General features: G+C 59.9%; 10 protein-coding genes and 1 pseudogene. 9 read left to right on the top strand and 2 right to left on the bottom strand.

Going from position 1 to position 11,326, the window contains the following annotated elements; translation table 11 throughout:
- Positions 1-237 precede the first annotated feature (237 nt).
- The 5 genes from IDH44_RS17370 (at position 238) to IDH44_RS17350 (ending at position 6,330) form a co-directional block, all read left to right on the top strand.
- Entirely contained in the window at positions 238-1,362 is a 1,125-nt protein-coding gene (locus tag IDH44_RS17370) for a citrate synthase/methylcitrate synthase (RefSeq protein ID WP_190919855.1), read from the top strand.
- Positions 1,363-1,447: 85 nt separating this feature from the next.
- The gene (locus tag IDH44_RS17365) at positions 1,448-1,978 is read left to right on the top strand and encodes a hypothetical protein (protein WP_190919853.1); all 531 of its coding nucleotides are present in this window, start codon (positions 1,448-1,450) and stop codon (positions 1,976-1,978) included.
- A gap of 108 nt (positions 1,979-2,086) precedes the next feature.
- A complete protein-coding gene (locus IDH44_RS17360) occupies positions 2,087-3,520 on the top strand; it encodes an ABC transporter substrate-binding protein (protein WP_190919851.1) in 1,434 nt (477 codons plus the stop codon).
- A gap of 829 nt (positions 3,521-4,349) precedes the next feature.
- Entirely contained in the window at positions 4,350-5,129 is a 780-nt protein-coding gene (locus IDH44_RS17355; protein ID WP_190919849.1) for a glucosamine-6-phosphate deaminase, read from the top strand.
- A gap of 1 nt (position 5,130) precedes the next feature.
- Positions 5,131-6,330 (top strand): N-acetylglucosamine-6-phosphate deacetylase, encoded by a 1,200-nt coding sequence (locus tag IDH44_RS17350; RefSeq protein WP_190919847.1) that lies wholly within the window; start codon positions 5,131-5,133, stop codon positions 6,328-6,330.
- Here the strand turns inward: IDH44_RS17350 and IDH44_RS17345 are convergent.
- The gene (locus IDH44_RS17345; RefSeq protein ID WP_190919844.1) at positions 6,297-7,490 is read right to left on the bottom strand and encodes an ROK family protein; all 1,194 of its coding nucleotides are present in this window, start codon (positions 7,488-7,490) and stop codon (positions 6,297-6,299) included. The two genes, IDH44_RS17350 and IDH44_RS17345, sit on opposite strands and share 34 nt — an antisense overlap.
- Before the next feature lie 126 nt (positions 7,491-7,616).
- Here IDH44_RS17345 and IDH44_RS17340 point away from each other — a divergent pair, with 126 nt between their 5' ends.
- From IDH44_RS17340 to IDH44_RS17330, 3 genes and pseudogenes are all read left to right on the top strand, one after another.
- Positions 7,617-8,720, top strand: coding sequence for an AI-2E family transporter (locus IDH44_RS17340; RefSeq protein WP_190919842.1), 1,104 nt, complete (start codon positions 7,617-7,619; stop codon positions 8,718-8,720).
- Between the two features lie 22 nt (positions 8,721-8,742).
- A pseudogene (locus IDH44_RS17335) lies at positions 8,743-8,910 on the top strand (helix-turn-helix transcriptional regulator); the annotation flags it as partial.
- A complete protein-coding gene (locus IDH44_RS17330) occupies positions 8,873-9,166 on the top strand; it encodes a DinB family protein (protein ID WP_190919840.1) in 294 nt (97 codons plus the stop codon). The pseudogene IDH44_RS17335 and the gene IDH44_RS17330, both read left to right, overlap by 38 nt.
- A gap of 78 nt (positions 9,167-9,244) precedes the next feature.
- Here the strand turns inward: IDH44_RS17330 and araA are convergent, their stop codons facing one another.
- The gene (araA, locus tag IDH44_RS17325) at positions 9,245-10,729 is read right to left on the bottom strand and encodes an L-arabinose isomerase (RefSeq protein WP_190919838.1); all 1,485 of its coding nucleotides are present in this window, start codon (positions 10,727-10,729) and stop codon (positions 9,245-9,247) included.
- A gap of 260 nt (positions 10,730-10,989) precedes the next feature.
- Between araA and IDH44_RS17320 the strand changes: the two genes are divergently transcribed.
- A complete protein-coding gene (locus tag IDH44_RS17320) occupies positions 10,990-11,319 on the top strand; it encodes a helix-turn-helix domain-containing protein (protein ID WP_190919836.1) in 330 nt (109 codons plus the stop codon).
- The last annotated feature ends 7 nt before the right edge of the window (positions 11,320-11,326 follow it).

Raw genomic sequence — 11,326 nt, 5'->3', positions numbered from 1 at the left:
CTGCGAGCTGTCAGATCATGACAGCGCAGTGAGCCTAGTATAGCCGGAGCTATGGCGGAACATGCATCGATCGCGGCTTAGCTGCGCCCGGCCAGACCGAAAAAGAAGCGCTTAAAAACAACCTCTTCTTGATAAATTATTTTTATCATATAACAAGAAATTGTTAAGTTTACAATATCACTTCCGCTCGCTATACTTGCATCAGCAAGATCCATATTTTAGGAGAGGTGAAGGAGAATGGCACAGGTAACCGGACTTGAAGGCGTCGTCGCGGCAGATACCGACATCGCCCTGGTCGACGGCGAACAAGGAAAATTGATCTATCGAGGGATTCCCGCCAACCAATTGGCTGTGCGCCATACGTATGCGGAGGCTGCCCATCTGCTCTGGCACGGCGGCCGGCCCGATGCGAACCGTGACGCGGCCGCACAGACGGAGCGCCGGCTCGCAGACAAGCGCGAATTAAGCGAGGACTTGCGCGCGATGCTGGACGCGCTTCCGCTTCAGATGCCGATGATGGCCGTGCTCCAATCGGCCGTTGCCGCATTTCGGCAAAAAGCGCCGGACACCGGGCATTGGCCGCCCACGGTGGAGCAGGCTGAGCGCATCACCGCTGCAATGCCGACGATTATTGCGCATCACGCGCGCCGGCAAGCCCGGCTCGAGCCGCTTGCACCGGACCCCGAGCTCGGCCATACGGCCAATTACTTGTATATGCTGACAGGCCAGCGCCCCGCGGCCGTTCATGTGCGAGCCCTCGACGCCTATTTTATCCTCTGCATGGAACATGGCCTGAATGCTTCCACGTTCGCAGCCCGTGTCATCCTGTCCACGCAGGCTGATCTGTACGCGGCAGTCTCCGGAGCGATCGGCGCCATGAAGGGCCCGCTTCACGGCGGAGCGCCTTACGAGGTCATTGCCATGCTGGAGCAGATTGGCACCGCGGAGCGTGCCGAGTCCTGGCTGCGAGAGCTGCTGGAGCGCGGCGGGCGCATCATGGGCTTTGGTCACCGCATCTATCGGACGCAGGATCCGCGCGCGCAGGCGCTTCGCGAAGTGACCGCCGCCCTCGTTGGCGACGACCCGGCGTTTGCGCTTGCCCTGCATGTCGAAGAGACCGCCCTGCGATTGCTTGCGCATTACAAGCCCGGCCGCCGACTGTACACCAACGTCGAATTTTTTGCAGCCGCCGTCCTGCGCGCTCTGCAGCTGCCGCCGGAGCTGTTCACGCCGACATTTACGGCAGGCCGGATCGTCGGATGGACCGCTCACGCTTTGGAGCAGGCTCGTGTGAACCGGATTTTTCGGCCCCAATCCCGTTATACCGGTCCGCTGAATGAGCAAGACACGCCGCCGTCCTGAGCGTCAATTGGCTTTCTTGGTTGGATAGGAAGCGGCGGTCTGTGTCACACTAACGGCAAAACCCTGCAATCGGAGGCGATTGATTGTGCTAGTCAAGCTGATCCTGTGGGCGCTGTTTCTTTTGCCGTGGACGCTTCTCTTTTTTTTGGACCGCAAAGTCGTCAAACGTTATATGCCGACGGCCTTACTGGCGGCGCTGATCGTCACCTTGTTTTCGGAGATGGCTGCAACATACGATTGGTGGGAGCACTATAAGCTGTTTCCCGCTTTTGTGACGAATATTCCGATCGTATTCGGACCGTTTGTGGTCGGTACAATCCTTATCTTTTACATGAGTTTTGGACATTTCTGGATTTATCTGGCCTTGAATGCGCTAGTAAATTTAATTTTTGCCTATCCCGTCAGTTATGTGTTTGAGCGAATCGGGTTGTATCAGCTTATTGTTTACAAGCATTGGCACATCATTGCTACAGCAATGATTTGGGCGTTAATTATTTATGGTTTCCAGCTTTGGATGGAGGAGGTGCTGCGCGGCGACGGACGCACAGGTCGAAGAGGCCTCGACCCTGCCGACCTGCTGCGTCGTTGGTTCACCAAGCGGGAGGCGGCCCGCTGACATGTTGAATTCCTCAAGCGCTGCCCCTTGGCAATAGCTGGCTTGCGTACGCTGCCTGGATTTTATTGGATGATCATGCTATAATTCCAGGCAGAAAGGTGGGCTTTTATGCAAACACAATCCATTCATCCTTCCTACAAGCCGCGCCGCAGGCTCACAGTCGGCACTGCATTCGCGCTTAGCGCCACAATCGGCCTGGCCGGCTGCAGCTTTGACGCTGGCAATGATCCGCCGAACACCGAACCAGATTCGTTCAAAGTGATGTACTATGAAGAGCAAAGCTTCTACGATCAATTCGGCATGCTCTACTCTGCTCTGCACCCGAACGTCGCAATCGACGTCATCTCCACGAACACGATTCGACAGCAAGAGACTGAAGATTATCAGCAAGCGCTGAAGCAATTGATCGACGAGGAGCAGCCTGACGTGCTCATGCTTAGCGAGACGCAGTACAAGGAAATGGCCGCGGAAGGCCGGCTGCTGGAGCTCGATCCATTGATCGAACGCGATAATTACGATCTTGAGGGCGTCGTGCCGGGCCTGATCGATTATATCCGGGAGCAGTCCGACGGGCGCTTGTTCGGTCTGTCGCCCAGCTTTTACAGCCAGGCGGTTTTTTATAACAAGGACCTCTTCGATAATTACGGCATTCCTCTTCCTACGGACGGAATGTCATGGGAGCAAATGCTTCAGTTGGCGCAACGCTTTCCAACGGACGGCCCGGAGCAGGCGCGTGTCTACGGACTCAAAGCCGGTTACAACACCGATCTTTTTCAGCTTGGCATGATGATCGGCATGAGCCAGGGGCTCAATTTTGTGGATTCGAACAACCGACAGATCACGCTTGACACCGACTCCTGGGAACGGACGTATACAATGGCAGCGGATGCGATTCGCTCGAATACGCTTTACTCGGAGATGAATCAATCGGGCACGTTTAATTCCACCGAAGACTATCTGATGCACGATCCCTTCATCGGCGGACGCCTCGCGATGGCGGTCGAGAGCAGCTATCTGCTGGATCAACTGCGTCAGGCCAAGCAGCACCTGGGCGAAAAAGGGGTGCAGAACTGGGACCTGGTGACGATGCCCGCCGATCCGCAGCAACCCGACAAGGGCGGCGCAATGTCGGTGTCCACGTATTTTGCCATCAATCGCAATGGCGCCAACAACGAAGCAGCCTGGAAGTTCATTCAATATATTCATAGCGACGAATACGCACGGGTCAAGTCCAAATCGCGTAGCGGCGGCGGCTTCCCGATTCGCAGCGCGTATATCAAAGACGACGACGGCCACAACCTCGCGGCATTTTACAAGCTTAAGCCCGGTGGCAACAGCATGTATGCCGGGTACGAGAATCTGCCCGCTGACTTCATTAACGGGTTCATGAGTATGGCCACCAAGGAATTGTCCGTCATGATCCAAGAGGATGCGCCTGTCCGCGCCACCCTCGCCTCCCTGGAGATGCAAGGGCAGCAGATGCTGGACGAAGCCATTGCTGCGGAGGGCGCTGACGAGACTGCTCAGGCCGAGGGCCAGTAAGCAGGGTAATGCTCGCTGCACGGCCTTCCCCTCCGGCGACGGAATTAAGCTCGTTTTTTATCGTTGCACGAGCGATTCCGCTCCGGAGGCGGAATTAAGCTCGTTTTTTATCGTTGCACGGCCTTCCCCTCCGGCGGCGGAATTAAGCTCGTTTTTTATCGTTGCACGGGCGATTCCGCTCCGGAGGCGGAATTAAGCTCGTTTTTTATCGTTGCACGACCGATTCCCCTCCGGCGGCGGGATTAAGCTCGTTTTTTATCGTTGCACGAGCGATTCCCCTCCGGCGACGGAATTAAGCTCGTTTTTTATCGTTGCACGGGCAATTCCCCTCCGGCGGCGGAATTAAGCTCGTTTTTTATCGTTGCACGAGCGATTCCCCTCCGGCGACGGAATTAAGCTCGTTTTTTATCGTTGCACGGGCGATTTCGCTCCGGCGACGGAATTAAGCTCGTTTTTTATCGTTGCACGGGCGATTTCGCTCCGGCGACGGAATTAAGCTCGTTTTTTATCGTTGCACGAGCGATTCCGCTCCGGCGACGGAATTAAGCTCGTTTTTTATCGTTGCACGGGCAATTCCCCTCCGGCGGCGGAATTAAGCTCGTTTTTTATCGTTGCACGGGCAATTCCCCTCCGGCGGCGGAATTAAGTTCGTTTTTTATCGTTGCACGACCGATTCCGCTCCGGCGACGGAATTAAGCTCGTTTAGCGAGGCTACACTGCCGCTTCCGCCCCGGAGACTTGGTGCTCCCCCCTTGTCAAAATGGGCGGCATCAGGCATACTTTAATTAGTATAATATTTATACTAATTAAACGAATGGAGCTGATTGGGATGAGCAATCATGGACATCCTCTTCTTGAACGTACCGTAGATCGCCTGCAGGTACGGGTCTACCCGGATCGAGCGGCGATGGGCCGCGCTGCAGGCAAGGCGGCGGCCGCCAGTATTCGGAATGGACTGCAAAAAAAAGCGCGCATTCGCATCGTATTTGCTGCCGCCCCTTCGCAAAATGAATGCCTTGCGACGCTGGCGGCCGAGCCGGACATCGATTGGTCGCGCATCACGGCCTTCCACATGGACGAGTATATCGGATTGCCGGAGTCCGCGCCGCAGCGCTTCAGCGCTTTCCTGCGCGCGCATCTGTTCGATCGGGTAAAGCCGGGCGTCCTCCACTTGATCGACAGCACGGCCGAGCCGCAGGCGGAGTGCGCGCGCTACGGCGCGCTGATCCGCGAAGCCCCGATCGACATCGTCTGCCTCGGCATCGGCGAGAACGGGCACATCGCCTTCAACGATCCGCCGGTCGCGGACTTCGAGGACCCGCAGACCATCAAGCCGGTCGAGCTCGACGACATCTGCCGCCAGCAGCAAGTCAACGACGGCTGCTTCGACGGCATCGGCGACGTCCCGACCCATGCGCTGACGTTGACCATTCCGACCTTGATGTCCGGCGCCGAGCTGCACTGCATCGTGCCCGGTCCGACCAAGACGGCGGCGATCACGCGCACGCTGAGCGGCGAGATCGACACCGCATGTCCGTCGACCGTGCTGCGGCGCCATCCGAATTGCGTCCTGTACGCCGACCGCGACGCCTACAAGGAGCTGCTCTAGCATGGATCGCACATCCCGGCCCCAAGCTGTCATCGCCGGCCGGCTGCTCGACGGACGGGCGGTCACGCTCACCGTCCGGGACGCACGTATCGCCGGCATCGAGCCGCTGACGGAGGCGCTCTCTGCAGATGCCGCGAATGCGCCCGCTCTGCCCTGGCTCGCGCCGGGCCTGGTCGATCTGCAGCTCAACGGCTACGGCGGCATCGACTTCAACACCCTGCCGCTCGGCGAAGAGCAGGTCGCAGAGGTCACGTCTGCGCTGTGGAGCCACGGGGTTACGTCGTATCTGCCGACGGTCATCACCAACAGCGACGAAGCGATTGCCGAGCTGCTCGGCGTCCTTGCAGCAGCAGCGGATCGCGATCCGCTGACCGGCGCGAGCATCGCCGGCATTCATCTCGAGGGTCCGTTCCTCTCGCCCGAGGACGGCGCGCGCGGCGCGCACAGCGCCGCCTACGTCAAGGCCCCGGACTGGGAGCTGTTCCAGCGCTGGCAGGAGGCGGCACATGGCCGGATCCGCCTGCTGACGCTGTCGCCGGAGTGGCCGCAGGCGCCGGACTTCATCGCGCGCTGCGCCGCCAGCGGCGTGCTCGTCTCGATCGGCCATACGGCTGCGACGCCGCAGCAGATCCGCGAGGCGGTCGCCGCCGGCGCGCGCATGAGCACCCACCTGGGCAACGGCTCGCACCTGATGCTGCCGCGTCACGACAATTATCTGTGGGAGCAGCTGGCGGCCGACGAGCTGACCGCCGGCGTCATCGCTGACGGCTTCCACCTGCCGGAGTCTCTGCTCAAGGTATTCCTGCGCGCCAAGCCGGGGCGCATCGCGCTGGTCAGCGACGCCGTCTATCTGAGCGGCCTCGCCCCCGGACGCTACACGACGCATATCGGCGGCGAGGTCGTGCTCACGCCGGCAGGCAAGCTCCACCTGGCAGCCAACGACAAGCTGCTGGCCGGCTCCGCGCAGATGCTGCCCGCCGGCATCGGCCATCTCGTCCGGCGCGGGCTCGCCACGCTCGAGGAAGCATGGACGCTCGCTTCCTCGGTGCCGGCCGGGCTGCTCGACCGCCCGGATCTCGGCCGCATCGAGCTCGGGGCTGCCGCCGATCTGGTGCTGCTGCGCACCGATGCGGGAGCGCCTGTCGTCGAGGCCGTCTACAAGCAAGGTCAGAAGGTCATCGGCTCCAGCGGGTCGGCCTGACGCTCCCAATTCGCAATGACGCTGGCCGCGGCTCCGATCGCGCCCGCGCTCGGATAGAGCGTCGAGCGCGACAGCCGGACCCGCGTCATCGCATAGCCGAGCGTACGCTTCTCCATCTCGCGCCTGATGATGGGGAAGAGCCGCTCGGCTGCTTCCATTAGTGGACCGTCGCAGATAATTTCGTCCGGATTGAGCAAATTGACGAGCGCAGACAGCGCCGCTGCAATGGCATGGCCGATCCGCTCCAGCTCTTGCGCGGCCCGCGCATTGCCGCGCGCCGCTTCTTCGGCGAGCCAGCCGCCGCTCAGCGTATCCGGCACAGGCATCTCCAGCGCTAGTCTCGCCCGCACGGCCGGCAGGCCGACGACCGCCTCCAGGCAGCCGCGATTGCCGCAGCTGCAGCGCGGTCCGTCCGGCTCGACCACGATATGCCCCAGCTCCCCCGCACTGCCCGCGGCGCCTCTGGCAATCTGCCCGTCCAGGATCAGCCCGCAGCCCACGCCGGTGCCGAATGAGCAATAAGCGAAGTGCGCGCCTGCGTCGCCCGCTCCCCCGCCTTGCCAGAGCTCGCCGAGCGTGGCCAGCTTGACGCTATTGTCCAGCAAGACCGCCGAGCGGCAGGCCTGCTCGGCCATGGTCTTGAAGGCCACCGCCTGCCAGCCCAGATGACTGGAGGCGACGACCGTCGACGCCGCCTCGTCCAGCAAGCCCGGCAGGCCCAGCGCCGTGCCGATAATCGGCGCCGGAGCCGCCGCTGCGGCGCGCGTCGCGGCGCGGCCGATCGCCTGCGCTACCTCCTCCGGATCCAGACCCGGCACCTGCTGCTCGAATTCAACTAGCGGCGCCGCATACAGATCCGTCACGACGACCCGCAGCGACGCGTGCTGCAGCTGCATGCCGATCGCGCAGCGATTGTCCGCCGCAAAGGCGATCCCGACCGCCTTGCGCCCGGCGCCGCCGCTGCCCAGCAACCCGCGCTCGCGGACATATCCGGCACGGCGCAGCTCCTCCACAATCGTATTGACCGTGTTTTTATTCAGCGTCAGCGCCGCGGCCAGCGCGGCGCGCGTCGTCAGCGCGCTGCGTTTCAGCTCGCCGTAGATTTGTTTGCGGTTCATATCCTTAGCCAGCGTCGGCCCCCTGCCTTTGATCCGATTCATGCGCGTGCGGTTCCCTCGTTTCGTCTTGCGTTCTTTTCCAAAGTATAGCATAATTTGGCCATCGCGTTTGAAGCTGCGCTTTATCGGGTATTCAGCTTTGACGTTTACGGAAACGGAGGAACTCGCGTGCGAAAAATCGGCAAGTTTTATCGCATATGCTTCAGCTTGATCCTGGTCCTGGTGATCGTCTATTTGGCATCGCGCGTCGACTTCATTTTCCGTCCGATCCGCGTCGCAATCGATATTTTGACCATGCCGCTGCTGTTCACCGTTTTTTTCTATTATTTGCTGCGGCCGCTTGTCGGCATGCTGGGCCGTTTCAAGCTTAAAAAACCGCTCGCGATCCTTATGCTCTATGCCGCGCTGGCGGGATTGTTCACCTTATTCTTCTTCCTGGTGTGGCCGACGCTCCGTCAGCAGACGATCGATTTTGCCAACAGCCTGCCAGGCGTCGTGCTCGACGTTCGGGAGCAGCTGCTGCGGCTTCAGGACAACGAACTGGTGCGCAACGTCGACCTGCGCGATTCCGATCTGACGAGCCGGCTGTCCGATTATGTGAGCGACCTGGTCGACACCGTCTCGACCTATATCTCGAGCGCGGTGTCGTTCTTCACGACGCTCGTGATCGTCGTCAGCACGGTGCCGATTCTGCTCTATTATATGCTCAAGGAGGACAAATCGGCTTACCGTTCGCTGATGCGTCATTTGCCGTCGCCTTACAAGCGCGAGGTGCGCGACACCTTGCTTCAAATCGACCGGATCCTGAGCGAATTCATTCTCGGACGCGTCATTTTATGCTTTTTGCTCGGCGTCATGATCTATGCCGGCTTCCTCATCATCGATCTGCCGTATTCGCTGCTGCTGGCATTGCTGCTGGCCGTGCTCAACCTGATTCCGTACATCGGCCAATTCATCGGGATGATTCCGGCGCTGACGATTGCCTTTATCGATTCGCCGACCTCCATCATCTGGGTGCTCCTGATCGTCAATATCGCCCAGCAGATCGAGGGCAACCTGCTCTCGCCGCATATCTACGGACGCAAGCTCGACATTCATCCAATGATGACGATCGTGCTGCTCCTCATCGCAGGGAGCATCGGCGGCATCATCGGCATCATGATTGCAATTCCCGTCTATCTGATCGGCAAGGTGATTGCGATCAAGCTGTATCGCCGATTCGTCATGACCCGGCCCGCTCCGCGGACGCCCGCCGGACCGGCGGAGCCGTAGTCCAGACGAAGGAGGTACAGGAATGAATAAGACCGATCGGCAGCTCGCCATCATGCTGGAGCTGCAACGCCGGAGCGTCGTGCGGGCGGAAGAACTGGCTTCGCTATTTGAGACCAGCGTGCGGACCATTTATCGGGACATGCAGGCACTGAGTGAAATGGGCGTTCCGATCCTGGGAGCCCCGGGGCAGCTACCCTCCTATACGGATTCGAGTGCCCGCTTCACCGCAGTACACCCCCAAGCAGCCGGCGAGCAAGGCGAAGCTAAAGGAAGGCTTGCTCGAGCTCGTCGAGCGGATGAAACGGACTGAAGCGACGCTGAGCAAAGAATCGGAAAGCAGAAAAATGGTTCATCCCGGGTTCGGCGCATTGCATGCCAACGAGTGGTTTTGGCTTATTCCCATGCATTACAGCCATCATCTCGCGCAGTTGGAGCGTTTAAAATAAACGGGAAGTAACGCCAATTCATAATCGTGCGGCGCCGCCCCGAACCGGGACGGCGCCGTTGTCCTGACGAAGCGGCCGCTACCGCAAGCGGTAGGCCAGATCATTCCAGCGCAGCTCGTTGCGCAGCGCAGGAATGCGCGTGTCGGCGTCGATCACGATGCATTCGACGCCCGTCAGCTCTGCCCAATCGCGCAACTGATCGGTAGTCGCCTCGAACGAGAGCACCGTGTGGTGCGCGCCCCCGGCATAGATCCAGGCCTCGGCCGATTCGGCCAGCGACGGTTGCGGCTTCCAGAGCACGCGTGCGACCGGCAGCTTCGGCATCGCTTCGGTGCAGCGCACCGCCTCGACCTCGTTGACGATCAGCCGGAAGCGGCCGCCCATGTCGACGAGCGAGGCATTGACCGCCGGACCGTCGACGCCGTCGAAGATCATCCGGACCGGATCGGCTTTGCCCCCGATGCCGAGCGGATGCGCCTCCAGACGCGGGCGCGAGGCCGCGACCGTCGGACATACCTCCAGCATGTGCGAGCCAAGGATCAGCTCGTTGCCCGGCTCGAGATGATACGTATAATCCTCCATGAAGGACGTGCGGCGATTGCCGGTCATCAGCTTCACGACGCGCGTCAGCGCCGCGGTCTTCCAATCGCCCTCGCCGCCAAAGCCGTAGCCTTGCTCCATCAGACGCTGTACGGCCAATCCGGGCAGCTGCTTCATGCCGTGCAGATCCTCGAATGTCGTCGTAAACGCCGTGTAGCCGCCTTCCTCCAGGAAGGCTCGCATCCCCAACTCAATCCGCGCCTGCTCGGCAATCGCCTCCCATCGCGTGCTGCGCGTATGCTCCGCGATCTCATAGCGCTCGCCGTATTCGTCCAGGAGGCGCTTCACCTCCGCGTCCGGTATCGCCCGCATCCGCTCGACGAGATCGCCGATGCCGTAGCCGTCGATCGTCCAGCCAAAGTCGATCTGTGCTTGAACCTTGTCTCCTTCGGTGACGGCCACCTGCCGCATATTGTCGCCAAATCGCGCCACGCGCAGCTCGCGGGAGGCGACCGCCGCCGCGGCCATCCGCGTCCAGGCCCCGATTCGCCGCTGCGTACGCGCATCCTGCCAATGTCCGACGACGACCTTGCGACCAAGCCCGAGGCGCGTGCCGATGAAGCCGTGCTCGCGGTCGCCGTGCGCAGCCTGATTGAGGTTCATGAAGTCCATATCGATTTCATCCCACGGGATGTCGCGGTTGAATTGCGTATGCAGATGCAGCAGCGGCTTGCGCAGCTCCTGCAGGCCGGCGATCCACATCTTGGACGGCGAGAACGTATGCATCCAGGTCAGGATGCCCGCACACGACGGATCGACGCTGGCTTCCGCGCAGACGGAACGGATTTCGCCGGGCGTCGTGACGACCGGCCGATAGTTGATCTCGTAGAAAATGTCCGGGCTGCCGTTCAACGCTTCAACCATTTGCCGCGCATGGGCGTTCACTTCCTCTAGCGCTTCGTTGCCATATAAATGCTGACTGCCGGTGACGAACCAAAAATAAGCGTGACGATCCGTATTCATCGAAAGCCTCCTTCATCGCTTGTATGTACCAATGAAACAAAATGAAAAAGAAGAACCAAGATCCATGCGAACTTGTACGTACATCTTCATTGTACTGGCATCATTTTTATTTTTCAAGCCTTCTTTTGAGCGGAGTCGAAATATGGAACTTGACAATGATACAATTTGTATCATAAATTAAGAGTAGTATGATTACCCATCCGCTTTATTTTTTTTGGAAACGAGCTATCGGTACAAGTAAGCGTAAGGGAGTTAAACCAATGACGATGGGAGATCGATTACGAGAACAGCGTCTGCGCATGCGAATGTCGCAGGAGGAGGTCGCCCGCCGGATCGGAGTGACGCGCTCGGCATACAGCCATTACGAGATCAACAACCGGCAGCCGGTCTATGAGACGCTGATCAAGCTGTCCAGGCTATTCGAAGTCTCGCTCGATTATATCATTGGCGGGGACCACGACCGGAGGCGCCAGGGGGAGCCGGTGCGCGGCGATACGGCGGAGATGCTGCGCCTGTTGAATCGAATGGACGCCGAAAAAAGAAAGCGTTCTATTGCCAAGCTGTTGAAAATGCTGCAGCAAGCCGAATGATCGGCGC

Source organism: Paenibacillus sabuli (assembly GCF_014705605.1).
GTDB lineage: Bacteria > Bacillota > Bacilli > Paenibacillales > Paenibacillaceae > Paenibacillus_D > Paenibacillus_D sabuli.
Note: the sequence above shows the minus strand (reverse complement) of the source record. Positions and strands in the feature narration are given on the sequence as shown.